Here is a 23,919-nt window from a genome sequence, read left to right as displayed (position 1 = left end):
CTGTGCGGCACTGCCGCGTTTACTTGCCACGAGGGTCGAGTGCGTCACGCAGCCCGTCCCCCAGCAGGTTGAAGGCCAGCACGGTGATGAAGATCGCCATGCCGGGGATGACCATGAACATCGGGTCCACCTCGTAGAGGTCGACCGCCTGCGTGAGCATGCCGCCCCAGGACGCCTGCGGCGGTGCGATGCCCACGCCCAGGAAGGACAGGGCCGCCTCGAAGAGGATGTTCGTGGGGATCAGCAGCGTCGCGTAGACGAGGATCGGCGCGACCAGGTTGGGCAGCAGCTCGCGGAAGAGGATGAACGGCCCGCGGGCGCCCAGCGACCTGGCGGCCTCCACGAACTCGCGCTCGCGGAGCGACAGCGTCTGCGCGCGCACGATGCGGCCGATGTACGGCCAGCTGAAGAAGCCGATCACGAAGATCAGGACCGCGATCCGCAGCGTGAGCCCTTCCATCCCGAAGGCGTTGCCCTGGAGGGACGCGGAGATGGAGATCGCGAAGAGCAGCAGCGGGAAGGCCAGGAAGGTGTCCATCAGCCGGCTGATCAGGCTGTCCACCCAGCCGCCGTAGAACCCGGCCACGACACCCATGACGACGCCGATGGCGACGGAGAGCAGGGTGGAGCCGACGGCCACGACGAGCGAGACCCAGGAGCCTTCGAGGATGCGCGCGAAGATGTCGCGGCCGGTCTGCGGCTCGACGCCGAACGGGTGGTCCCAGCTGATCCCGCCGAAGCTGCCCTTGGGCGCCAGCATGACGGGGTCGACCAGCGTCTGGTTGAACGCGTTGGGGTCGAGACCGAGGAGCGACTGGAGCGGCTTGGAGAGCACCGCGGTCAGGATCAGCAGGACGACAACGATGCCACCGGCCATCGCGGCCTTGTCCCGCTTGAACCGGGTCCAGGCGATGCGGCCGAGCGAACGGCCCTCGATCTCCTTGCGGCCCGCGCCTTCCAGCACCGCTTCGGGCCGCGTATCCGCCCTGGTGGTCTCGATAGGTGCCGTCATTGCGCTGGAGACCCCTCTCGGCCGGCGGTGGCCGGCCCGTGACCGCCGCGGTAGCGGCTCGTACATAGCTAGTTGCGTGGGAGTCTTCAGCCACGGCGCGCACACCCGCCAGACCTGACGGGGAATGTTTGCTCAAACGTGATGACGTCAGAATGCAACCGATATCCGAACAGCAGGGCTCGGAAGTCGGGCCTCCCGGTCACAAAACAGCGATAACGAACACTTCGCGCACGAACACCGAAGTGCCCGCAATGCCCCCGATATGCCGGGTATCTGACGCAGAATCAGTACGCGGGTGCCTGGGGGTAGCCGTAACCGGGCGCGGCGTGCGCCTCGCGGTCGTAGAACGGGCGGGAGTTGGCGCGCAGCCACATCGCGACCGGGTCGTACTCGTCGGACATCGCGACCGTGGAGACCGGCAGCCCCTCGGGGACGGCGCCGACGGACTGGCGCATCATCGCGCGCACCGCGTCGACGGACGGCCGGCTCGTGTCGTACAGGTCGAGGCCGACGGCGAGGTACGGGACGCCGAGCGCGGGCTGCACCCAGGCGCGGCGCAGCGAGCGGATCGCGGGGGTGTGGTGGGCGTTCTGCGTGAGCTGGGCGTAGAACCGCGGAAGGTCGAGGGCGGGTTCGCTGATCCGCAGCGGTCCGGCGGGCATCCGGTCGAGGCCGGTCGCGATGCGGCGCAGGTCCAGCCAGGGGATGCCGACGCCGCCGCCCGGGGCGTGCGGATTGAGCCAGACGCCCCAGCGGTCCGGGTAGAGGGCACGCGCGATGTCCAGTCCGGCGACGACCTCGTGGTCCCGGCTCCAGCCGCTGGCGGTGAGCTCCTGGGGGGAGGTGACGCACGGGGCGTACCCGAGTCCGTCGACCTCCATGTTCCCGTACTGGGCGTCGGGGGCGCCGGGGCGGCCGTGCCACAGGAGCATCCAGACCCGGCCGGACGCCAGGGCCTGGAGCAGCGCCTCGTACGCGTCGTAGCGCCCGGGCGCGACCTGTCGCAGCATGTGCTCGACCTGACCGGCCGCCGCGGTGCCTGACGCACTCACCCTGGTCCCGCCCCTCGTAGATCCTCTGCTTCGGCCACCGGGCATCGGCCTTCAGCCATCAAACCAGCTTATGCGGCCGCGCTGTCACCGGCTTGACGCCGTGGCCGCCCCCCGTCACTCCGGGGCGCGCGTGTAGAAGGGCCGCACCCGTTCGAGCATCCAGTCGGCGACCGGGTCCTGCGCCACGTCGAGGAGGACGAGGTTGACCGGCCACGGCACCGCGACGCGGCCCAGCGCCCGGCCCAGGGCCTCCATCGGGGCGCTCTGTCCGGCACCGTCCCAGGTGGAGAACTCGACGCCGACGAAGAGCACGGGGTCGTCGCCCTCGATGCTGGCCAGGACCCGGCGGGCGGTGCGGACGACGCCGCTCTCGTGGAACTCGCCGGCGGCGGCGGCCAGGAAGTCGACGGGCTCCTCCTTCCAGTCCGGCTCGTACAGCCGGACCCGGCCCCCGGTCGCCGGGCCGTCGAGCGGGGTGCGCCCGGCCCGGCACAGCTCGGCCACGGCGGGCGGAGGCAGTGGCAGGCCGACGGCGCCGCCCGGGTTGACGGCGAGGCCGAGCTGCGGGGGCAGTCCGCGGGCGAATTCGGCGGCGGGGGCGATGGTGAAGGACATCTGGGCGCCGACGCAGGTGAGGAACTGGTGCTCGGAGCTGTAGACGGGGACGTACGCGACGCCGTCGATCTCCATCGCGGGCAGGTCGAGTTCCCGGGCGTCGGGCCCGCCGCCGTTGGGCAGGGGCACCCAGACATGGCTGCGTCCCAGCACCTCCAGCAGGCGTCCGCCCGCCTCCGGAGTGCCGAGCGAGGCGCCCAGCACCTCTTCGAGTTCATTGGCCGGCCAGCCGCTCTGCGGCAGGCTCCCGGCCTGTGCAGGAATGTCCACTGCTTCCCTCTCGCCCCGTTGCCGTGCAGCAAGAGGGTACGGCCTCCCCCGGCCTCCGTCGCTCCCCGGGGCTATCCGGAAACCGCCCGTTGTCGGCTACCGTCCAGCCGTTGGACGGTCCGTTTTCAGCCGTCGGTCTGTGCGTTCGCGAACGTGATGCGCGTGAGCGTCCCGGCCGCCTCGCGGTCGAGCAGCACCGCCGAGGCGCAGCCGCGCGGCAGCAGCCCGGCCTCGGTGTCCCGCAGCAGCCGCCCCACGGCTCTGCGGTGCCGGGCGAAGGCGTACGCGGAGACGCCCCTGCCGCGCTCGCGCTGGCCCTCGCGCGCGGCCCGGGCGGAGACGTCGAGCAGGACCAGATGCAGGCCGCTGCCCCGGTGCCGGGCATGGCGGGCCAGCAGGGCCCGGACCCAGCTCTGCGTACCGCAGTCGTGGACGACGACGGAGGCGCCGGAGCGCAGCGCCCGCCGCAGTCCCCGGTAGTGGGCGAGGCGGACCAGCGGGCGGTAGAGGACGTAGGGGAGTAAGCGGGGCAGCCGGCGGGCCCAGCGGTCCCGGGTGTCCTGGGAGTCGACCGCGTACGCCGGGGCGGTGCGGGAGATCAGCGTGGACTTGCCGCTGCCGGGGAGCCCGGAGACGACCACGACGTCCCCGGCGGCGAAGCGCAGGGCGCGCGGGCCGCGCCCGGACCGGCCGCGCAGGTCCCGGACGACGGGCGGATGGGTGCCCACCGCCTGCCGGGGAGGCGAGCCGGACTGTGCGGGCAGCGCGGTGCCCGTGGTTCCCGCGGTCGTCGCGTAGCGCAACGTCATCGCCTCCCCCTGGCCGTACGGCCGACGCGTGCAGGACCGATACCTACCCCCGAAGTGTAAAGAAAAGGTAATGCCAGGCAACCGTCCGACCCGCCGCGAAACCGTGACCCGGCCCACCGGTCCCGGCGCCCCGCTCCCCCGGAATGCGTGCGATGATGACCCCGCCAACTGCATACAGGCCGCTTGAATCCGCGCGGGAGAGTCCCGGTCACCGTGCCGGGCGCCGAAGGAGCAAGATCCTCCCTTGAATCTCTCAGGCCCCGTACCGCGTGGATGAGGCAGATCTGAAAAGCGAGCCGCCCGGCGGCTCCACCCAAGGTGCAAGCCGAACCCCTGCGGGGTCTCTCGGCGAACCTCTCAGGTTCCGATGACAGATGGGGAGGGATCGTCCTCGTCGTCGTCATGCCCTGGGAGCCCGTTTCATGAGCAGCACCCCCCGTCTCACCGCCCTCGATGCGCTGCATCGTTCGCTGGGCGCCACCATGACCGACTTCGCGGGCTGGGACATGCCGCTGCGGTACGCCAGTGAGCGCGACGAGCACAACGCCGTCCGCACGAAGGCCGGTCTCTTCGACCTGTCCCACATGGGCGAGATCACGGTCACCGGCCCGCAGGCCGTGGACCTGCTGAACCACGCGCTGGTCGGCAACATCGGCACGGTCTCGACCGGCCGGGCCCGCTACACGATGATCTGCGCCGAGGACGGCGGCATCCTGGACGACCTGATCGTCTACCGCCTCCAGGACACGGAGTACATGGTCGTCGCCAACGCCGGCAACGCCCAGCTCGTCCTGGACACGCTCACCGAGCGCGCCGCCGGCTTCGACGCCGAGGTCCGCGACGACCGCGACGCCTACGCGCTGCTCGCCGTGCAGGGCCCCGAGTCCCCGGCGATCCTCGCGGCCGTGACCGACGCCGACCTGGACGGCCTGAAGTACTACGCCGGGCTGCCCGGGGTGGTCGCCGGGGTGCCCGCGCTGATCGCCCGTACCGGCTACACCGGCGAGGACGGCTTCGAGCTGTTCGTCGCGCCCGGCCACGCGGAGCAGCTGTGGAAGGCGCTCACCGACGCGGGCGCCGCGCACGGCCTGATCCCGTGCGGCCTGTCCTGCCGTGACACGCTGCGCCTGGAGGCGGGCATGCCGCTGTACGGGCACGAGCTGACGACCTCGCTGACCCCGTTCGACGCCGGGCTCGGCCGGGTCGTGAAGTTCGAGAAGGACGGCGACTTCGTCGGCCGCAAGGCGCTGGAGGCCGCCGCGGAGCGCGCCGAGACCGCCCCGCCCCGCAAGCTCGTCGGCCTGGTCGCCGAGGGCCGCCGGGTGCCGCGCGCCGGCTTCCCGGTCGTGGCGAACGGCGAGGTCATCGGCGAGGTCACCTCCGGGGCCCCCTCCCCCACGCTGGGAAAGCCGATCGCCATGGCGTACGTCGACGCGGCGCACGCCGAGCCGGGCACCGCCGGAGTCGCGGTGGAGATCCGAGGCAGCCACGAGCCGTACGAGGTCGTGGCGCTCCCCTTCTACAAGCGCAAGAAGTAGAACCGTAGGACCCGGCACGGGCGCCGCACACGTGACGCGGTCCCGTCTCACACCGTAAGACCATCGTTCATCCGCACTCCCCGCGTACAGGAGAATTCAGACCATGAGCAACCCCCAGCAGCTGCGGTACAGCAAGGAGCACGAGTGGCTGTCGCCCGCCGAGGACGGTGTGGCCACGGTCGGCATCACCGAGCACGCGGCCAACGCGCTCGGTGACGTCGTCTACGCGCAGCTTCCCGAGGTCGGCGACAAGGTGACCGCGGGCGAGACCTGCGGCGAGCTGGAGTCGACCAAGTCGGTGAGCGACCTGTACTCGCCCGTGACCGGTGAGATCACCGCGTCCAACCAGGACGTCGTGGACGATCCGTCGCTGGTCAACTCCGCTCCGTTCGAAGGCGGCTGGCTGTTCAAGGTACGCGTCGCGGAGGAGCCGAAGGACCTGCTCTCCGCCGACGAGTACTCCGAGTTCTCCGGCAACTGAGACCCCAAGGGACCACCTGATGTCGCTTCTCAACTCCTCCCTCCACGAGCTGGACCCGGACGTCGCCGCCGCCGTCGACGCCGAGCTCCTGCGCCAGCAGTCCACGCTCGAAATGATCGCCTCGGAGAACTTCGCTCCGGTCGCGGTCATGGAGGCACAGGGCTCCGTCCTGACCAACAAGTACGCCGAGGGCTACCCCGGCCGCCGCTACTACGGCGGCTGTGAGCACGTCGACGTGGTCGAGCAGATCGCGATCGACCGGATCAAGGCGCTCTTCGGCGCCGAGGCCGCGAACGTCCAGCCGCACTCCGGTGCGCAGGCGAACGCCGCCGCGATGTTCGCGCTGCTGAAGCCGGGCGACACGATCATGGGCCTGAACCTGGCGCACGGCGGTCACCTGACCCACGGCATGAAGATCAACTTCTCCGGCAAGCTCTACAACGTGGTCCCGTACCACGTGGACGACACCGGTGTCGTGGACATGGCCGAGGTCGAGCGCCTGGCCAAGGAGGCCAAGCCGCAGCTGATCGTCGCCGGCTGGTCCGCGTACCCGCGCCAGCTGGACTTCGCCGCCTTCCGCCGTATCGCGGACGAGGTCGGCGCGTACCTGATGGTCGACATGGCGCACTTCGCCGGTCTGGTCGCCGCGGGCCTGCACCCCAGCCCGGTGCCGCACGCCCACGTCGTCACCACCACCACGCACAAGACCCTCGGCGGTCCGCGCGGCGGTGTGATCCTCTCCACCCAGGAGCTCGCCAAGAAGATCAACTCGGCGGTCTTCCCGGGTCAGCAGGGCGGCCCGCTGGAGCACGTGATCGCGGCCAAGGCGGTCTCGTTCAAGGTCGCGGCGGGCGAGGAGTTCAAGGAGCGCCAGCGGCGCACCCTGGAGGGCGCCCGCATCCTGGCCGAGCGCCTGGTCCAGCCCGACGTCACCGAGGTCGGCGTCTCCGTCCTGTCCGGCGGCACCGATGTGCACCTGGTCCTGGTGGACCTGCGCAACTCGGAGCTGGACGGCCAGCAGGCCGAGGACCGGCTCCACGAGCTCGGCATCACGGTCAACCGGAACGCCATCCCCAACGACCCGCGCCCGCCGATGGTCACCTCCGGCCTCCGGATCGGCACCCCGGCCCTGGCCACCCGCGGCTTCGGCACCGAGGACTTCACCGAGGTCGCCGAGATCATCGCCTCGGCCCTCAAGCCGTCCTACGACGCGGACGACCTGAAGGCCCGGGTCACCAAGCTCGCCGAGAAGTTCCCGCTGTACCCCGGCCTGAAGTAGCCGGTCGGGCGCATTCGCGCCTACGGGAGGGGCACCCGCACACTGAACAGTGGGCAGGTGCCCCGTCCCTTGTCCCCCGCTTTGTCTCATGCACTCCGGGCCGCCCACGCCCGTACCGCACCACCCGGCAGACAACGGCGTCTACCAACCCTTAGGAGTCCCCCGTGGCCATCTCGGTCTTCGACCTGTTCTCGATCGGCATCGGCCCGTCCAGCTCCCATACGGTCGGCCCCATGCGCGCGGCCCGTATGTTCGCGCGGCGCCTGAAGAACGAGGGCCTGCTCGCGCACACCGCCTCGATCCGGGCCGAGCTGTACGGCTCGCTCGGCGCCACCGGCCACGGCCACGGCACCCCCAAGGCGGTCCTGCTCGGCCTGGAGGGCGAGTCCCCGCGCACCGTGGATGTCGAGACGGCCGACGAGCGCGTCGAGGCGATCCGCTCCACCGGCCGGATCAACCTGCTCGGGATGCACGAGATCCCCTTCGACGCGGACGAGCAGCTGATCCTGCACCGCCGCAAGGCGCTCCCGTACCACGCCAACGGCATGACCGTCTTCGCGTACGACGCCGAGGGCGCCCCGCTCCTGGAGAAGACGTACTACTCGGTCGGCGGCGGCTTCGTCGTGGACGAGGACGCCGTGGGCGAGGACCGGATCGTGCTGGACGACACGGTCCTGAAGCACCCGTTCCGCACCGGCGACGAGCTGCTGCGGCTGGCCCGCGAGACCGGTCTGTCGATCTCCTCGCTGATGCTGGAGAACGAGCGCGCCTGGCGCACCGAGGAGGAGATCCGCTCCGGGCTCCTCGGCATCTGGCGGGCCATGCAGGCGTGCGTGACGCGCGGGATGTCCCGCGAGGGCGTCCTGCCCGGCGGCCTCAGGGTGCACCGCCGCGCCGCGAAGACCGCCCGCCAGCTGCGCGCGGAGGGCGACCCCCAGACGCACGCCATGGAGTGGATCACCCTCTACGCGATGGCGGTCAACGAGGAGAACGCGGCGGGCGGCCGCGTGGTCACCGCCCCGACGAACGGCGCGGCCGGCATCATCCCGGCCGTCCTGCACTACTACGTGAACTTCGCGGCGGGCGGCGCGACCGAGGCCGAGAAGGACGACAGCATCGTGCGCTTCCTGCTGGCGGCGGGCGCGATCGGCATGCTGTTCAAGGAGAACGCCTCCATCTCCGGCGCCGAGGTCGGCTGCCAGGGCGAGGTCGGCTCCGCATGCTCGATGGCCGCCGGCGCCCTCGCCGAGGTCCTGGGCGGCAGCGCCGAGCAGGTGGAGAACGCCGCCGAGATCGGCATGGAGCACAACCTGGGCCTCACCTGCGACCCGGTCGGCGGCCTCGTCCAGATCCCGTGCATCGAGCGCAACGGCATGGCCGCGGTGAAGGCGGTCACGGCCGCGAAGATGGCGCTGCGCGGCGACGGCAGCCACAAGGTCTCCCTGGACAAGGTCATCAAGACCATGAAGGAGACCGGCGCGGACATGTCCGTGAAGTACAAGGAGACCGCCCGGGGCGGTCTCGCGGTGAACATCATCGAGTGCTGAGGGCGCCGGAAATCCGGTAAAGGGGGGTGTCCCCGGTTCGATAGGATGCAAAACGGCCTGCGACAGAGGCACCGGCACCTTAGAAACTGGGAGCATCCAACGATGACTCGACACCTGATCACCAGCGCGCTTCCCTACATCAACGGGATCAAGCACCTGGGGAACCTGGTCGGGTCGATGCTCCCGGCGGACGTCTATACGCGGTATCTGCGCCAGCGGGGCGAGGAGGCGCTGTACATCTGCGCCACCGACGAGCACGGCACGCCGGCGGAGCTGGCCGCGAAGGCGGCCGGGCTGCCGGTGGCCGAGTTCTGCGCGCAGCAGCACGACGCGCAGAAGGCCGTCTACGACGGGTTCGGGCTCGCGTTCGACTACTTCGGGCGCAGCTCGTCCGCCCAGAACCGCGACATCACCCAGCACTTCGCCCGCAAGCTGCACGAGAACGGCTTCATCGAGGAGCGGGCGATCCGCCAGGTCTTCTCGATCGCCGACGACCGCTTCCTGCCGGACCGCTACATCGTCGGTACGTGCCCGCACTGCGGGTACGACAAGGCGCGCGGCGACCAGTGCGAGAACTGCACCCGTGTACTGGACCCGACGGACCTGATCGAGCCGCGCTCCGCGATCAGCGGCAGCAGCGAGCTGGAGGTCCGGGAGACCAAGCACCTCTTCCTCCTCCAGTCGAAGCTGTCCGGCGAGGTCGAGGCGTGGATCGACAAGACGAGCGACGAGTGGCCGCACCTGGCGTCCTCGATCGCCCGCAAGTGGCTCACCGAGGGCCTGCACGACCGGTCGATCACCCGTGACCTGGAGTGGGGCGTGCCGGTCCCGGCCGACACCTGGCCGGAGCTGGCGGCCGAGGGCAAGGTCTTCTACGTCTGGTTCGACGCCCCCATCGAGTACGCCGGGGCGACGAAGGAGTGGGCGGACCTGGAGCCGGAGACCCGGGACTGGAAGTCCTGGTGGTACGAGGCCTCCGACGTCCGGTACACGCAGTTCATGGCCAAGGACAACGTCCCGTTCCACACGGTGATGTTCCCGGCGATGCAGATCGGCACCCGTGAGCCGGTCAAGCGGGTCGACCACGTCAAGGCGTTCAACTGGCTGAACTACTACGGCGGCAAGTTCTCGACGTCGCAGCAGCGCGGCATCTTCTCGGACACGGCTCTTGAGCTGCTGCCCGCGGACTACTGGCGCTACTTCCTGATGGCGCAGGCCCCGGAGTCGGACGACACGTCGTTCACCTGGGAGCTGTTCGCCACCTCGGTCAACAAGGACCTGGCCGACACCCTCGGCAACTTCGTGAACCGGGTGCTGTCCTTCTCGCGCAAGCGGTTCGGCGACGAGGTCCCGGCGGGCAAGGAGGCCGGGGAGGCCGAGCGGAAGCTGGGCGAGGAGATCGCGCGGCTGCTCGCGGAGTACGAGGGCCACATGGAGGCGCTCCAGTTCCGCAAGGCGGCCCAGGCGCTGCGCGCGCTGTGGAGCGCGGGCAACTCCTACCTGGAGGAGAAGGCCCCCTGGCTGGAGATCAAGACCGACCAGGAGGGCGCCGCGCTCACGCTGCGCACCGCGATGAACCTGATCCACCTGTACGCGGTCGTCTCGGAGCCGTTCATCCCGTCCTCCGCGCGGGCCATGCGCGAGGCGTTCGCCCTGGCGGACGACACGGCGACCTGGGTGAGCGCCGACGAGGCCCGCGCCCTGGCGTCCGTACCGGCCGGGACCGCCTTCACGGTGCCGCCGGTGCTCTTCGCCAAGATCACCGACGAGGACCTGGAGGCGTGGCGGGAGCGCTTCGGCGCCCAGTAGTCGCTTCGTCGTCGTACGTCGTCGCCCGGCCGGGTCTTCCGGCCGGGCGACTTCGCGTTCCGGGGCATGCTCAACCCCCGTACGATCGAAATATTTCGAACCGTTGACCGAAAGTTCCGGCGGCGCTAATCTGCCGCGTGCCCGGCCGGGGCACGTACGTGTGCATGGAGAAACCCGACACGCAGAGGGAACACCGCCATGAACCGAAGAACGTCGCTCCTCAGCCTGATCACGGCGGGGGCGCTCTGCGCGACCCTCGCCGCCGTCTCCCCGGCCCTCGGCGCCGCGGACGCGCACTCCGGAGGTGCGCCCGGCCCCCGGGAACGCGGCGCGCACTGGGTCAGCAGCTGGACGTCCATGCCCCAGCTGACGGAGCCGTCGAACATGCCCCCGGCCCCCTTCACCGGCGACGACTCCGTGCTGACGGACACGACGCTGCGGCAGACCGTCCACGTCTCGGCGGGCGGCGACCACATCCGGCTGCGGTTCTCCAACGCGTTCGGCGGCGCGGTGCTGCCGATCACCGAGGTCTCCGTGGCGCTCCCGCTGGACGGGAAGGCGGGGACCGGGGCGATCCGTCCGGGGACCTCGCGCAAGGTGACCTTCCGGGGCTCGGCGTCCATCGACGTACCGGCCGGGGCGCAGGCCGTCTCCGACCCGCTGGGCTTCCGGGTCGCCCCCGGGTCCAACCTCACGGCGACGGTCTACCTGGCGACCGGCCAGGCGTCCACCGCCCTCACCTCGCACCCGGGCTCCCGCACCACCTCGTACCTGCTGCGCGGCGACCACGTACGGGACGGGGACCTGCCCGGCGCGACGACCACCGACCACTGGTACCTGCTCAGCGGGGTCGAGGTCTGGGCCCGGGGCACCACGTCGGCGACGGCCGTGCTCGGGGACTCGCTGACGGACGGCCGGGGCTCCACGACCAACGGCAACGACCGCTGGCCGGACGTGCTCCAGGGGCGGCTGACGGACCGCACCTCCGTGGTCAACCAGGCGGCCGGCGGCAACCGGCTGCTCGCCGACGGACTGGGTCCCAACGGACTGGCCCGGCTCGACCGCGACGTCCTGGCGCAGAGCGGCACGGACCGGCTGATCGTCTTCGAGGGCGTCAACGACATCGGCACGGCGGACGCCGCCCCGGCGGCCCAGAAGCGCACGGCCGAGGCCGTCATCACCGCGTACGACCAGATCATCACCCGCGCCCACGCCCAGGGCATCCGGGTGTACGGGGCGACGCTGACGCCCTTCGGCGGCAACACGGACTACGACGATCCGGACGGGTACCGCGAGGAGTCCCGCCGTACGGTCAACACCTGGATACGCACCAGCGGCCGGTTCGACGCGGTGCTGGACTTCGACCGCGCGGTCCGCGACCCGCACCGGCCCGCCGCGATCCGCGCCTCCCTGGACGTCGGTGACCACCTGCACCTGAACCCGGCCGGCTACCGTGCCCTCGCGGAGGCGGTCCCGGCCCGCCTCTTCGAGCCGTCGCCGCTCCCGGCGGGTTTCGGCTACCACTGACCGGCCCACCGATCCGGCCATCCGGTGTCCGCCACCGCGCGACGCGCGGGAGGCCCAGGAGTAAGCCAACTGCTCACAAGCGCGCAGGAGTTCGTGTCGATCACACATTTTCGGTCACCGGCTCCTTCCCTCCCTTGCTCGCAGGGAGTTCACTGGACGTGACGAGTGGTGACGCGCCCGCCGCGCACGTCAGGCGGTGCGCTGCCCCGGGCCCGGCTCCGGCCGCCCGGTCCGCGCGGAGGAAAGAGGACAGTCATGCCGGCCGCCCCTTCCCCGGCACGCCCGCGGCGTGATCCGGCCGTGCGGGCCGCGTACGGCCGTCCGGAGGGGGCGGCCGGGGGTCCGGCGGTGACCGCCCGCCGCACCGGCTCCGGTCCGGGGGCGCGGCGGGCTCCGTCGCGCCCGGCCCGCTGTCCCACCGCGCTCCCGCCGTGCCGGTGCGGGCCGTGGCCGCAGGGCCGTGCGTGCGTCCGCCATTCGTCGTCGCGCGTTCCGCGTGCGCGTATCCGTCTCGCGCATCCCCCTGCCCTGTTCTTATCGTCACGACGAGGTGCACCATGAGCAAGATCGCGCTTCCCGCATTCCACATGCCGTTCGAAAGTGCGGGATGTCATCCGGGAGTGGAGAAGACGAAGAAGGCCGCCTGGGAATGGGCGGAGGCCAGTGAACTCGTCCTGTCACCCGTGGCCGTGAAGAAAATGATCCGGACCCGCCCGGAACTCTGGATCTCGCTGATATTCCCCCGGGCCTCGCAGAAGCATCTGGACCTGTTCTGCCAGTGGCTCTTCTGGGCCTTCCTGGTGGACGACGAGTTCGACGACGGCCCGGCCGGGCGCGACCCCCGGCTCTGCGAGGGCGCGATCGGGCGTCTGGTGGACGTCCTGGACGGGGTGCGGGCGCCCGTCGGCCGCATGGAGCACGCGCTGGACGAACTGCTCGCCCGGACCTGCGTGGACCGTCCGGCGCACTGGGTGCGGCAGTTCCGGCGGGACACGGCGGCCTGGCTGTGGACGTACTACGCGGAGGCCGTGGACCGGGCGGCGGGACATGTGCCGAGCACCGCCGACTTCGTGAAGCACCGCCGCGATTCCGTGGCGATGCAGCCGTTCCTGGATCTGCACGAGATCACCGCCGGAATCGACCTCCCGGAATCCGCCCGGAGCCTGCCCGCCTATATCGCGCTGCGCAATGCGGTGGCCGACCATTCCGGGCTCTGCAACGACATCTGCTCGTTCGAGAAGGAGGCGGTGCTCGGATACGAGCACAACACCGTCCGGCTGCTCCAGCGCGACCGGGGCTGCTCGCTCCAGGAGGCGGTGGACGAGGCCGGAATTCTGCTCGGCCGTATCGCCGACCGGGTGCAGCGGGCCGAGAAGGAACTCGTGCAGGAGATCGAGGCGGCCGGAATCGAGGGCCCGACGCGCACCGCGCTGGAGCGCTGCGTCCAGGACTACCGGGGGCTCGTACGCGGGGACTTCGACTATCACGCCCGGGCCGAGCGCTACACCCGCCCGGAGCTGACGGAGATCGAGGAGGACGGCTCGATGTCCCGTAACTTCGCGGCCTGACGGGACGGAGCGGGGGCGGGCGGGGCGGCGACCGGGACCGGTGCGCGGGGCCGCGTCAGCGATTTCCGGACATTTCTCGCCGCGCCGCCCCCCGCGCTCCCCGGCCGGGGGCCGGGAGGCCGCCGGTGGCCGGAACCGGCGGCCCCGGAGCCTGTCCCGGATCCGCCCTTGCGCTGCTCAGGCCCGGTTCCGCTCAGGCCTTGTTCTGCGCGGCCCAGAACTCGTCGAACGTGAGGAGCCCGTCGCCGTTCGCGTCGTGGGAGTTGATCACGGCCTGCGCGACCGGCTCGGTGACGTACGGGTCACCCAGCTGAGCCATGACGCTCTTGTACTCGGCGGCCGAGATCAGCCCGTCGCCGTTCAGGTCGTACCGCTCGAACGCCTTGCGCGCCGACTCGATGTCCGCCACTGTTCCGCCCCTTCGTATGACTGTCTGACGGGGCTCAGATTATCCGGCGCCCCGGGCGGGCCGATGCGTGGGAGGGCCAGCCAATCGGCACACGCCGTCCACATCGTGGACGATCAATGGATCATGCGCGTGAACTCATGAATACTCATCGATTTCCAGGCACGTGACCGACCACACCTGCGTTTCTTCGATGAAATGTCCGAATGTGTAGCGATATGCACAGAATGCGGCTTTGGCTGGGGAGTCTTCCGTCTGTCATAGTCGGTGACACGACCCCCATTGACCCGGGCCAGGTCGTCATGAGCGGCCGTGAACACACCCCCCATTTCACGGTCCCCCCACAGAAGCCCCCGAGGCGCCGTACCACGGCCGACACGGGGGCTTCTGTCTGCCCGGTGCGGCCCGCGAAAGCCTCGGAAATCCCGGAGGGCGCGGTCAGCGGTCGGAGATGCGCATCTCGAACCAGGTGGTCTTGCCCCGGGGTAAGAGGTCCACGCCCCAGCGGTCGGAGAGCTTGTCCACGAGCATGAGGCCGCGGCCGCTGATGTCCATCTCGCGGACCGGCATGAGGCACGGCAGCCCGCGCGAGGGGTCACGCACCTCGATCCTGATCCAGCCGCGGCGGCGCAGCATGCGCAGTCCGAAGACCCGGGCGCCGGTGTGCCGCACGGCGTTCCCGACGAGCTCGGAGACGAGCAGAACGGCGTGTTCGGCGGCCTGCGGGGAAAGCGCCCACTGATGCAGGACCACGCACGAGGTGAGCCGGCGGGCGGTCGCCGCGGACTCCGGACGGGAGGGCAGCCGGACTTCTTCCTCCGTCGGGTTTCCGAACAACTCCAGCGCTTTGAACGCCTGTTCGTCCTCGACGGCCGGCAATCTCCGTGCCGCTGTCGCGCTGCTGCGCGGTCGCGGCTGCTCCACACCCTCCAGGCCCGCCATGCACACCATCATGGCCGCACAGCGGGCCCTCCGGGGCCGTTCCGAGGGAATACGCGACCCGTAAGCAGTCGTTCCCCGAGGGCTGTTTGGCATATGCCACCGGCACTACGCGCCCCCAAACAGCCCACCTGACCTGCGAAAACAATCCCTCCGGTCGGGTTCTCCGACGCTCCGGACGCGGCCGCTCTTAAGGTTCCCTTAAGGTTGCGCTAATCCGCCCGCACGGATGAACGCGCCCGTTTGCGTTCTCCACCGGCGTTCGGTCGGGGTTTCAACCAGCTTGCCGTCAGAGGAATTTCGCCTTGCCGGGACCCTCCTCCACGAAGCTGCGCATTCCGCGCTCGCGGTCCTCCGTGGCGAACAGACCGGCGAACCACGTCCGTTCGATCGTGAGGCCCGTGTCGATGTCCGTCTCCAGGCCGCCGTCGACGGCCTCCTTGGCCGCGCGCAGCGCCAGCGCCGGCCCCTTCGCCAGCTTGGCCGCCCAGGCGTGCGCCTGCTCGTACACCTCGGCGGCGGGCACGACGCGGTCCACGAGCCCCATCGTCAGGGCCTCGTCCGCCCGGACGTGGCGGCCGGTGAAGATGAGGTCCTTGGCCTTGGCGGGGCCGACCAGCCGGGCGAGGCGCTGGGTGCCGCCGGCGCCCGGGATGAGGCCGAGCAGGATCTCCGGCTGGCCGAGCTTGGCGTTGTCCCCGGCGATGCGGAAGTCCGCGCAGAGGGCCAGCTCGCAGCCGCCGCCGAGCGCGTAGCCGGTGACGGCCGCGACAACGGGCTTGGGGATGCGGGCGACGGCGGTGAAGGAGTCCTGGAGGGCCTTGGAGCGCAGCACCATGGCCGCGTGGTCCATCGCCTGCATCTCCTTGATGTCCGCGCCCGCCGCGAACACCTTCTCGCCGCCGTAGAGCACCACGGCGCGCACGTCGTCGCGCCGGGACGCCTCTTCGGCGAGCTCGCGCAGCCGGTCCTGGGTCGCCACGTCCAGGGCGTTCATCGGCGGACGGTCCAGGCGGATGGTGCCGACGCCGTCGCTTACTTCGAGGGTTACGGTCATGGGGTGCAGGTTAACCGGCGCTAACGCGGGGCCGCAGGGGCCGAGGGCGGTGCCGTGCGTCACGGCGGACGCGGGCGGGCCCGGCACCGTGGATCTCGGTGCCGGGCCCGCCGGGGTGTGAGGGGCGTGGACCTACTTGGTCCACTCCGACCAGCTCATGTTCCAGCCGTTGAGGCCGTTGTCCGGGCTGATGGTCTTGTCGTTGGAGTTCTTCACGACGACCACGTCGCCGATGAGCGAGTTGTTGAAGAACCAGGCCGCCGGGGTGGAGGAGCTGCCGCCGCCGCGCACGTCCTGGAGGCCGACGCAGCCGTGGCTGGTGTTGGCGTTGCCGAACACGCCCGGGCCGCCCCAGTAGTTGCCGTGGATGAAGGTGCCCGAGGTGGACAGGCGCATCGCGTGCGGCACGTCCTTGATGTCGTACTCACCGCCGAAGCCGACGGTGTCGCCGTTCATCCGGGTCACGCGCAGCTTCTCGCTGATGACCATCTGGCCGTTGTACGTGGTGGTGGCCGGGGCGCCCGCCGAGATCGGGATGTCCTTGATCTGCTTGTCGTCCCGGACGACCTTCATCCGGTGCGTCTTCGCGTCGACGGTGCTGACCTGGCTGCGGCCGATGGTGAAGGAGACGGTCTTGGCCTGCTTGCCGTAGACCCCGGGCCGGCCCTCGACGCCGTCGAGGTTGAGCTTGACGGTCACCTTGGTGCCGGCGGCCCAGTACTGCTCGGGCCGGAAGTCCAGGCGGTCGTTGCCGAACCAGTGGCCCTCGACGGGCACGGCGGGCTCGGCGGTCACCTTGATGGCCTTCTCGACGGCCTCCGGGTCGGTGATGCCCCGGGTGAAGTGGATGGAGACCGGCATGCCGACGCCGACCGTCGAGCCGTCCTCCGGGGTGTACTGGCCGATGAAGGTGTTCTGGGGGACGAGCGTGGTGAAGGAGGTGTCCTTCGCGGACTCACGGCCCTTGGCGTCCTTGGCCACCGCGTGGACCTTGTACTTGGTCGCCGATGCCAGGTGGTGGTCGGGCACCCAGCTCGCGCCGTCCGTCGCGATCTTCCCCTCGACCTCGCCGCCCTTGGGGTCCGAGACCTTGACGACCGTCAGCTTCCCCTGCGCGGCGGTGATCTTCAGCGCGCCGCTCGTCGCGACGTCATCGGTCCCGTCCTTGGGCGCGACGGTCACCACCGCCTGCGAGGCGCTGGTGTCCTGGTCCTTGACCCCGCCCGCCTTGCCGTCCGCGCTGCCCGCGTCGGCGTCTCCCCCGCCGCACGCCGTCACCAGAAGCAACAGCGCACCCACCGCCAGGGCCGGCAGACCGGTGGCTCCCCGCAGCCGCCGCCTGCCGCCCGTCCCGGCCGATGTCCCCGATATCGGCTGCCCGTTCAATGTGGTCGTCTCCCCTCACACGGCCTGGCCCCGCCTAGGCCCGGGGAACCCGTAGGTTCCCGCCCCCGCGCACTGCATACGCGCGCTCAGCAGAGAGATAATCACACCGACTGTGGGCAGATCCTCTCGGAATTGTCACCGTTCCGTCCCAAGTGGCCCCGGGCCTCCGCCGCCCCGCTACCGGAGCGCCGAACCCGCCCGCCACCGGGCCCAGTCCAGGTTCCAGCCGCCGAGTCCGTTGTCCGGTGCGACCGTCTTGTCCGGGGAGTTGACGACCTCGACGACGTCCCCGATGAGGGTGCGGTCGAAGAACCACCCGGCCGGGGTGGAGCCGCTGCCGCCCTGGACGTCCCGCAGCCCGATGCAGCCGTGGCTGACGTTGGTGGAGCCGAAGACGCTGTCGTCGGACCAGTAGTTTCCGTGGAGGAAGGTGCCGGACTTGGTCAGCCGGATGGCGTGCGGCACGTCCTTGATGTCGTACTCGCCGCCGAAGCCGACGGTCCGCCCGTCCATCCGCGTCACCTCGTGCATCTCGCTCACCACCATCTTCCCGTTGTACGTGGTGGTCGTCGGGGAGCCCGCGGTGACCGGGACCGTGGAGACGAGCTGCCCGTCCCGGCGCACCTCCATCGTGTGCGCGGCGGAGTCCACCCGGGAGATCTGCTCCCGGCCCACCGTGAAGCGCACGGTCTTGCGCTGGCTGCCGTACACCCCCGGCGCGCCCTCCACGTCGGCCAGTCCGATGTCCACCGTGACCTCGGTGCCGGGCTGCCAGTACTCCTCGGGGCGGAAGTCCAGGCGGCTCTTGCCGAACCAGTGCCCGGCCACCGTCACCGCCGGATCGGCGGTCACCCGGATCGCCCGCTCCACCGCCGCCCGCCGGGTGACGGGGCGGTTGAACTCGAAGGAGACGATCATGCCGGTGCCCACGGTCGAGCGGTTCTCCGGCTTGAAGTAGCCGATGAAGCGGTCCTTGGGGACGGCCGTGGTGAAGGTGGTGTGCCGGGCCGCGCGGTGGCCGCCGCCGTCCACCGCGACCGCGTCCACGCTGTACTTCGCGGCGAGCCCGAGCCGCGCCCCCTTCGCCGGCGCCCAGGAGTGGCCGTCCTCGGCGATCCGGCCCGGCACCTCCTGCTCCTGCGCGTCCTCGATCCGCCGCACCCGGACGCTCTCCAGCCGGCCGTCCGGGACCTCCACCCCGACCCGGCTGTCCGCCCGGACGTCCTCGGCCCGGTCGGCGGGCGTGACCCGGATGGCCTCCTGCGGTTTCCCCTTCCCGCCGATGAACGAACCGGCGCCCGAACAGCCCGTCAGCACGGCCAGCAGCGCCAGTACGGCGAGCAGACCCCGCCCGAGCAGTGGGGTGACCGGGCGCGTCCCTGCCTTCTTCGCTACGTGAGTCATGTCCCCCCAACGACGGGGGCCGGTCGGGGGAAACGTGAGTGCGGGCCGCCCGGTGGGCAGAACACAGGGGACGGCCGCACTCGGGGAGCCGCGGCCGGGACGCCGCACACCCCCTTCCGGTGCCGGTCCCACGAGCCGCGGGAGGCGAGAAGGTGTCGAGCGCAGCCGAGCAGCAGGCAGTACCGGAGACGGACGCGGGGACGGAATCGGGGACCGCCGGGGCGGTGGCGGAGCGGGTCGCCGCCGCGGTGCCCGGGCGCCGCCCGCCGGTGGTGTGGCCGGGGGCGCCGATGCCGCTCGGTGCCCGCTTCAGGACCGGCCCCGACGGGGTGGCGGGCACCAATTTCGCGCTCTGGGCGGGCGGCGCGGAGGCCGTCGAGCTGTGCCTCTTCGAGGAGGACGGCACGGAGACGCGGCTCCCCCTGACCGAGCTCACCCACGAGGTCTGGCACGGCTTCGTCCCCGGGGTGCGGCCGGGCCGCCGGTACGGATACCGGGTGCACGGCCGGTGGGACCCGTGGACGGGCGCCCGGTGGAATCCGGCGAAGCTGCTGCTCGATCCGTACGCCCGGGCCGTGGACGGCGAATTCACCCTTCCGGCCGAGGTGTACGGCCATGTGAGGGACTGGCCCGACCAGCAGTTCGCGGACACCGTACGGGACGAACGGGACTCCGCCCCCTACGTGCCGAAGGGGGTCGTCGTCCACGACGACGACGACTGGGCCGACGACCGCAGGCCGAAGACGCCGTGGGCGGACTCCGTCATCTACGAGCTGCACGTGAAGGGCTTCACCCGGCGCCACCCCGGCATCCCGGAGGAGCTGCGCGGCACCTACGCCGGGCTCGCCCACCCCGCGGCGATCGGGCATCTGAAGGACCTCGGGGTGACGGCGGTGGAGCTGCTGCCGGTGCACCAGTTCGCGCACGAGGACCATCTGCTGCGGCGCGGGCTGAGCAACTACTGGGGCTACAACTCCATCGGCTACTTCGCCCCGCACGCCGGCTACTCGGCGAGCGGCACCACGGGCGGCCAGGTCGGCGAGTTCAAGCGGATGGTGCGCGCGCTGCACGACGCGGGCATCGAGGTCATCCTCGACGTCGTCTACAACCACACCGCGGAGGCGGGCGAGCTGGGCCCGATGCTGTCGCTGCGCGGCATCGACAACCGGGGCTACTACCGCCTCCAGGGCGACGCCCGCCGGTACGCGGACTACACCGGCTGCGGCAACACCCTGCACGTCGTCCAGCCGAACGTGCTGCGGCTGATCACGGACTCGCTGCGGTACTGGGTGACCGAGATGGGCGTGGACGGCTTCCGCTTCGACCTGGCGGCGGCGCTCGCCCGCTCCATGCACGACGTGGACATGCTCTCCCCGTTCCTCGCGGTGATCGCCCAGGACCCGGTGCTGCGCCGGGTCAAGCTCATCGCCGAGCCCTGGGACGTCGGCAACGGCGGCTACCAGGTGGGGGCCTTCCCGCCGCTGTGGACGGAGTGGAACGACCACTACCGGGACGCCGTACGGGACTTCTGGCGCGGCGCGCTGCCCGACGTACGGGACCTCGGCTACCGGCTGACCGGATCGAGCGACCTGTACGCGTGGGGCGGGCGCCGCCCGTACGCCTCGGTCAACTTCGTCACCGCGCACGACGGGTTCACCCTGCGCGACCTGGTGAGCTACCAGGAGAAGCACAACGAGGCCAACGGCGAGGAGAACCGGGACGGCACCTCGGACAACCGGGCGTGGAACTGCGGCGCCGAGGGCGAGACGGACGACACGGACGTCAACGCGCTGCGCCGCCGCCAGCTGCGCAACCTGCTCACCACGCTGCTCCTGTCGACCGGGGTGCCGATGCTGGTCGCGGGCGACGAGATGGGGCGTACGCAGGGCGGCAACAACAACGCGTACTGCCAGGACAACGAGACCGGCTGGGTCGACTGGTCGCTCCTCGACCAGCCGGAGTGGCGGGAGCTGGCGGCGCTGACCGCGCGGGTGCTCGCGCTGCGCCACCGCCATCCGGTGCTGCGCCGCCGGGCGTTCTTCTCCGGGCGGCCGCAGGCCCCGGACGGGCTGCGGGACCTGGCCTGGTTCACCGGTGAGGGCACGGAGATGACCGAGGCCGACTGGTACGCGCCCGCCGCGACGGTCGGGCTCTACCTCTCCGGCCGGGACATCCCGGGGCGGGACGCGCGCGGGGAGCAGGTGACCGACGACAGCTTCCTGGCCGTCCTGCACGCGGGCCACGAACCGGTGGACTTCGTGCTGCCGGGCCCGCCGTGGGCCCAGGCCTACGAACTGGTCCTGGACACCTCGCGGGAGGACCAGGCCGCACCCCCGGGCACGGTGCACGGGGGCGGCGAGCGGCTGACGGTGCCGGAGCGGTCGGTGCTGCTGCTGCGCGTACGGGAGTGAGGGGCCGGGCGGGGGTGCCGTGCCAGACACCGCGGCCCCGGCCCTGACCGGCAAGACACCCCCTAGCCGAGGATGCCGCGGTCGTAGCCCGTGGCCACGGCGGCGGCGCGGTCCTTGACGCCCAGCTTGGCGAAGAGGTGGGTGAGGTGGGTCTTCACGGTGGCCTCGCTGATGAACAGCTCGGCGGCGATCTCCCGGTTGGAGGTGCCCCGGGCGACGAGCGCCAGCACCTCGCGCTCGCGGGCGGACAGCGTCTCGTTGCCGGGGGCGGCCGGGGAGCGGACCGCCGAGACGAGCCGCGAGGCGACGGCCGGTGAGAGGACGGTCCGGCCCTCGGCGGCGGCCCGGACGGCGGTGAACAGCTCCTCGCGGGGCGCGTCCTTGAGGAGGTAGCCGGTCGCGCCAGCCTCGATCGCGGGGAGGGTGTCGGAGTCGGTGTCGTACGTGGTGAGGACGAGGACCTTGGAGCGGGCGCCGCGCCGGGTCAGCTCGGTGATCGCGGCGACCCCGCCGCCGCCCGGCATGCGCAGGTCCATGAGCACCACGTCGGGGTCGAGCCGGGCGGCCATCTCGACGCCCTCGACCCCGTCGGCCGCCTCGCCGAGCACCCGGAACTCCGGTGCGGAGGCGAACATCCCGCGCAGCCCGTCCCGTACGACGGGGTGGTCGTCGACGACGATCAGGGTGATGACGCGCGCGGGTTCCCGGTCCATGACGGACACCGTACGGGACGGGGTCAGCCGTGCGGCACCAGCGGGACGCGGGCGCTGACCGCCGTGCCCAGGCCGGGTCCGGTCTCCACCTCGACGGTGCCCGCGATGCGTTCGGCGCGCGAGCGCATGCCGCCGAGGCCGAATCCTCCGGCGCCCCGGTACGGGGGCAGCGCGGCCGGGTCGAAGCCGCGGCCGTCGTCGCGGACGTCGAGCGTGATCTCGTCGCCCATGTACGACAGGGTGACCCCGGCCCGGGACGCCTCCGCGTGCCGGGCCGCGTTGGCCAGGGCCTCCTCGGCTATGCGGAGCAGGGTGGCGCCGACCTCGTCATGCAGGGGTGCGACGGTGCCGGTGACGGTGAACTCGGCGCGCACCCCGGTGCGCCGGGACCAGGTGGCGACGGTCTTCTTGAGCGCGCCGGGCAGGTCGTCGTGTTCGAGGGCCGCGGGCAGCAGGTTGTGCACCGAGCGGCGGGCCTCGCCGAGGCTGTGCCGGGCCAGGGCGGCGGCCCGTACGAGGTGTTCGCGGGCGAGGTCCGGGTCGGTGTCGCCGGTGGAGGTGGCGGCCTGGAGCTGGGCGATGATGCCGGTGAGTCCCTGGGCGATGGTGTCGTGGATCTCGGCGGCCAGCCGGCTCCGCTCGTCGGCCACCCCGGCCTCACGGGCCTGGACGAGGAGCTGGGCGTGCAGCCCGGCGTTCTCCGCGAGGGCCTGTTCCAGGCGGGCGTTGGCGGTCTCCAGGGCGGTGATGGTCGCGTTCCTGGACCGGTCCTGGTCGGCCTCCCGCTCCCCGATCTGGGCGAAGACCATGGTGAGGGTGGCGTGCACGGCGAGGACGACGCCGAAGACGATCCAGTTCATCAGGGTGGCGGGCGGCAGGGGGCTGCCGCTCTGGGCGAGCGCCATGATGACGGCGACCGCGAGCAGCCCGGGCCGGAAGGCGCGTTGCGGGAGGACCCGGCCGGCGTCGAAGTAGCCGAACACCGCGTAGATGGAGAAGAAGGGGTTGCACCAGGTGAGCCCGAAGGCGAGCAGGGTGCGGGCGGTGAAGTAGCAGACGCTCGCCCTCGGTCCGGCGCCGGACGCGGTGCGGGACCACCACAGCTGGAGCCCGAGCGCCGCCGGGAGGAGCACTGCGGCGACGCGCTCGTCGGCCGGGGACATGACGAGGTTCCGGGTGACGGCCGAGACGACGGCGGACAGGCCGAGCAGCCCGTAGGGGCCGTAGCGGAAGAACCGCCCCCACCACTGCTCGGCCGTCGTGACGTGTGCGCTCATGCGGGGAAGTCTCCCAAGCCCCTACTGCCACCGGAACGTGCGGATCGCGGTCCACCCGGCCGCGAGGGCCCAGGCGGCGACCGCCCCGAGGTAGGCCAGGGCGGGCCAGTCGCCCCGGGCGGCCTGGTCCAGGGCCTGGGACGCGGCGCCGAAGGGGGTGGCCTGGACGACGCGGCGCAGCGCGTCGGGCATGGCCTGGACGGGGACCCAGACGCCCGCCGTGAACATCATGGAGAAGTAGACGAGCGAGCCCGCGGCGGCGGCGATCTTCGTCGTACGCGAGAGCGCGCAGATCAGCGAGCCGATGGCGAGGACGCAGACGACCGCGAGCAGCAGCGCCAGCAGATAGCCGAACGGCTGGTCCGGCAGCCGCACCCCGTAGGCGATCCGGCCCACGGCGACGACGAGCAGGGCGGAGACGAGCGCGGCCGCGCCGTGCAGGGCGATCTGCGCGCCGAGCAGCGCGGAGGGCCGCACCGGTGTGGTGGACATCCGGCGCAGGATGCCGCGTTCGCGGTAGCCGGTGAGGACGGGCGGCATCGCCTGGAGCCCGGACATGATCAGGGCGAGCAGCACCGCGACGGGCACATAGAGGTCGATGACGCGACGGCCGCCGAGTCCGTCGTCGTGCGCCCGGAAGGAGGGGACGAAGCCGAGGATCGTCAGGAGCACGGTCGGAAAGACCACGATCCAGAACAGGCTGCCCGGTTCCCGCAGGAAGAGCCGGGTCTCCGCCTTGAGGACGGCGAGCGCCGCGCCGGGCACGGCGGTGCGGGGCGCGGCGGCGGGGGCGGTGGGTGCGGTGTGCGCGGTGGCCAT

At 71.5% G+C, this 23,919-nt stretch carries 20 protein-coding genes and 1 riboswitch; of the genes, 8 read left to right on the top strand and 12 right to left on the bottom strand.

All coding sequences use genetic code 11. The annotated features are described in order from the left end of the window. Window positions 1-19: 19 nt before the first annotated feature. The 4 genes from OHS17_RS23925 to OHS17_RS23910 form a co-directional block, all read right to left on the bottom strand. Window positions 20-1,012: an ABC transporter permease gene (locus tag OHS17_RS23925; protein WP_026171442.1), complete on the bottom strand. Its 993-nt coding sequence runs from the start codon at window positions 1,010-1,012 to the stop codon at window positions 20-22. Window positions 1,013-1,296: 284 nt separating this feature from the next. Beyond that, window positions 1,297-2,064 carry an enhanced serine sensitivity protein SseB C-terminal domain-containing protein gene (locus OHS17_RS23920; RefSeq protein ID WP_330313807.1) on the bottom strand — a complete coding sequence of 256 codons (768 nt, stop codon included), beginning with the start codon at window positions 2,062-2,064 and terminating at the stop codon, window positions 1,297-1,299. Window positions 2,065-2,178: 114 nt separating this feature from the next. Next, window positions 2,179-2,949, bottom strand: coding sequence for an enhanced serine sensitivity protein SseB (locus OHS17_RS23915; protein ID WP_330313806.1), 771 nt, complete (start codon window positions 2,947-2,949; stop codon window positions 2,179-2,181). A gap of 125 nt (window positions 2,950-3,074) precedes the next feature. Beyond that, window positions 3,075-3,758 carry an AAA family ATPase gene (locus OHS17_RS23910; RefSeq protein WP_330313805.1) on the bottom strand — a complete coding sequence of 228 codons (684 nt, stop codon included), beginning with the start codon at window positions 3,756-3,758 and terminating at the stop codon, window positions 3,075-3,077. A gap of 184 nt (window positions 3,759-3,942) precedes the next feature. Further along, a riboswitch (glycine riboswitch) is annotated at window positions 3,943-4,036 on the top strand. Window positions 4,037-4,180: 144 nt separating this feature from the next. Between OHS17_RS23910 and gcvT the strand changes: the two genes are divergently transcribed. The 7 genes from gcvT (at window position 4,181) to OHS17_RS23875 (ending at window position 13,507) form a co-directional block, all read left to right on the top strand. After that, complete coding sequence (gcvT, locus tag OHS17_RS23905; protein ID WP_330313804.1) at window positions 4,181-5,296, top strand: glycine cleavage system aminomethyltransferase GcvT; 1,116 nt, start codon at window positions 4,181-4,183, stop codon at window positions 5,294-5,296. Between the two features lie 103 nt (window positions 5,297-5,399). Continuing rightward, a complete protein-coding gene (gcvH, locus tag OHS17_RS23900; protein WP_330313803.1) occupies window positions 5,400-5,777 on the top strand; it encodes a glycine cleavage system protein GcvH in 378 nt (125 codons plus the stop codon). A gap of 19 nt (window positions 5,778-5,796) precedes the next feature. After that, a complete protein-coding gene (gene glyA / locus OHS17_RS23895; RefSeq protein ID WP_073863070.1) occupies window positions 5,797-7,056 on the top strand; it encodes a serine hydroxymethyltransferase in 1,260 nt (419 codons plus the stop codon). 164 nt (window positions 7,057-7,220) lie between these two features. Then, complete coding sequence (locus tag OHS17_RS23890; protein ID WP_161208049.1) at window positions 7,221-8,603, top strand: L-serine ammonia-lyase; 1,383 nt, start codon at window positions 7,221-7,223, stop codon at window positions 8,601-8,603. Between the two features lie 102 nt (window positions 8,604-8,705). Further along, complete coding sequence (metG, locus tag OHS17_RS23885; protein ID WP_330313802.1) at window positions 8,706-10,412, top strand: methionine--tRNA ligase; 1,707 nt, start codon at window positions 8,706-8,708, stop codon at window positions 10,410-10,412. A gap of 198 nt (window positions 10,413-10,610) precedes the next feature. Then, on the top strand, window positions 10,611-11,939 hold the full coding sequence (locus tag OHS17_RS23880) for an SGNH/GDSL hydrolase family protein (protein ID WP_330313801.1): 1,329 nt from the start codon (window positions 10,611-10,613) through the stop codon (window positions 11,937-11,939). A gap of 620 nt (window positions 11,940-12,559) precedes the next feature. Then, window positions 12,560-13,507, top strand: a complete 948-nt coding sequence (locus OHS17_RS23875; protein ID WP_443053233.1) for a terpene synthase family protein — start codon at window positions 12,560-12,562, stop codon at window positions 13,505-13,507. 193 nt (window positions 13,508-13,700) lie between these two features. Here the strand turns inward: OHS17_RS23875 and OHS17_RS23870 are convergent, their stop codons facing one another. The 5 genes from OHS17_RS23870 to OHS17_RS23850 all read right to left on the bottom strand — a co-directional run bounded on the left by OHS17_RS23870 (window position 13,701) and on the right by OHS17_RS23850 (window position 18,699). Then, window positions 13,701-13,916, bottom strand: coding sequence for an EF-hand domain-containing protein (locus OHS17_RS23870; RefSeq protein WP_018521234.1), 216 nt, complete (start codon window positions 13,914-13,916; stop codon window positions 13,701-13,703). 435 nt (window positions 13,917-14,351) lie between these two features. Then, a complete protein-coding gene (locus tag OHS17_RS23865) occupies window positions 14,352-14,867 on the bottom strand; it encodes an ATP-binding protein (RefSeq protein WP_330313800.1) in 516 nt (171 codons plus the stop codon). 274 nt (window positions 14,868-15,141) lie between these two features. Next, the gene (locus OHS17_RS23860; RefSeq protein WP_330313799.1) at window positions 15,142-15,909 is read right to left on the bottom strand and encodes an enoyl-CoA hydratase/isomerase family protein; all 768 of its coding nucleotides are present in this window, start codon (window positions 15,907-15,909) and stop codon (window positions 15,142-15,144) included. Between the two features lie 132 nt (window positions 15,910-16,041). Continuing rightward, window positions 16,042-17,295, bottom strand: coding sequence for a L,D-transpeptidase (locus OHS17_RS23855; protein WP_330313798.1), 1,254 nt, complete (start codon window positions 17,293-17,295; stop codon window positions 16,042-16,044). Window positions 17,296-17,472: 177 nt separating this feature from the next. Next, window positions 17,473-18,699 carry a L,D-transpeptidase gene (locus OHS17_RS23850; protein ID WP_330313797.1) on the bottom strand — a complete coding sequence of 409 codons (1,227 nt, stop codon included), beginning with the start codon at window positions 18,697-18,699 and terminating at the stop codon, window positions 17,473-17,475. 152 nt (window positions 18,700-18,851) lie between these two features. On the opposite strand from OHS17_RS23850, the gene glgX reads away from it, so the two are divergent. After that, window positions 18,852-21,110, top strand: a complete 2,259-nt coding sequence (glgX, locus tag OHS17_RS23845; protein ID WP_330313796.1) for a glycogen debranching protein GlgX — start codon at window positions 18,852-18,854, stop codon at window positions 21,108-21,110. A gap of 62 nt (window positions 21,111-21,172) precedes the next feature. Here the strand turns inward: glgX and OHS17_RS23840 are convergent, their stop codons facing one another. From OHS17_RS23840 to OHS17_RS23830, 3 genes are read right to left on the bottom strand one after another with little or no spacing between them, the layout of a single operon-like run. Further along, on the bottom strand, window positions 21,173-21,823 hold the full coding sequence (locus OHS17_RS23840) for a response regulator transcription factor (RefSeq protein ID WP_330313795.1): 651 nt from the start codon (window positions 21,821-21,823) through the stop codon (window positions 21,173-21,175). Between the two features lie 23 nt (window positions 21,824-21,846). Next, window positions 21,847-23,100, bottom strand: a complete 1,254-nt coding sequence (locus OHS17_RS23835) for a sensor histidine kinase (RefSeq protein ID WP_330313794.1) — start codon at window positions 23,098-23,100, stop codon at window positions 21,847-21,849. Window positions 23,101-23,121: 21 nt separating this feature from the next. Next, window positions 23,122-23,919 carry an ABC transporter permease gene (locus OHS17_RS23830; RefSeq protein ID WP_330313793.1) on the bottom strand — a complete coding sequence of 266 codons (798 nt, stop codon included), beginning with the start codon at window positions 23,917-23,919 and terminating at the stop codon, window positions 23,122-23,124.

This window comes from Streptomyces sp. NBC_00523 (assembly GCF_036346615.1).
Classification (GTDB): domain Bacteria; phylum Actinomycetota; class Actinomycetes; order Streptomycetales; family Streptomycetaceae; genus Streptomyces.
Note: the sequence above shows the minus strand (reverse complement) of the source record. Positions and strands in the feature narration are given on the sequence as shown.

Coding starts and splice junctions, on each gene's coding strand:
- OHS17_RS23925 (WP_026171442.1), bottom strand. CDS start 1,012: ATGACGGCACCTATCGAGACCACCAGGGCGGATACGCGGCCCGAAGCG.
- OHS17_RS23910 (WP_330313805.1), bottom strand. CDS start 3,758: ATGACGTTGCGCTACGCGACGACCGCGGGAACCACGGGCACCGCGCTG.
- gcvT (WP_330313804.1), top strand. CDS start 4,181: ATGAGCAGCACCCCCCGTCTCACCGCCCTCGATGCGCTGCATCGTTCG.
- gcvH (WP_330313803.1), top strand. CDS start 5,400: ATGAGCAACCCCCAGCAGCTGCGGTACAGCAAGGAGCACGAGTGGCTG.
- glyA (WP_073863070.1), top strand. CDS start 5,797: ATGTCGCTTCTCAACTCCTCCCTCCACGAGCTGGACCCGGACGTCGCC.
- metG (WP_330313802.1), top strand. CDS start 8,706: ATGACTCGACACCTGATCACCAGCGCGCTTCCCTACATCAACGGGATC.
- OHS17_RS23880 (WP_330313801.1), top strand. CDS start 10,611: ATGAACCGAAGAACGTCGCTCCTCAGCCTGATCACGGCGGGGGCGCTC.
- OHS17_RS23865 (WP_330313800.1), bottom strand. CDS start 14,867: ATGATGGTGTGCATGGCGGGCCTGGAGGGTGTGGAGCAGCCGCGACCG.
- OHS17_RS23860 (WP_330313799.1), bottom strand. CDS start 15,909: ATGACCGTAACCCTCGAAGTAAGCGACGGCGTCGGCACCATCCGCCTG.
- OHS17_RS23850 (WP_330313797.1), bottom strand. CDS start 18,699: ATGACTCACGTAGCGAAGAAGGCAGGGACGCGCCCGGTCACCCCACTG.
- OHS17_RS23840 (WP_330313795.1), bottom strand. CDS start 21,823: ATGGACCGGGAACCCGCGCGCGTCATCACCCTGATCGTCGTCGACGAC.
- OHS17_RS23835 (WP_330313794.1), bottom strand. CDS start 23,100: ATGAGCGCACACGTCACGACGGCCGAGCAGTGGTGGGGGCGGTTCTTC.
- OHS17_RS23830 (WP_330313793.1), bottom strand. CDS start 23,919: ATGGCCACCGCGCACACCGCACCCACCGCCCCCGCCGCCGCGCCCCGC.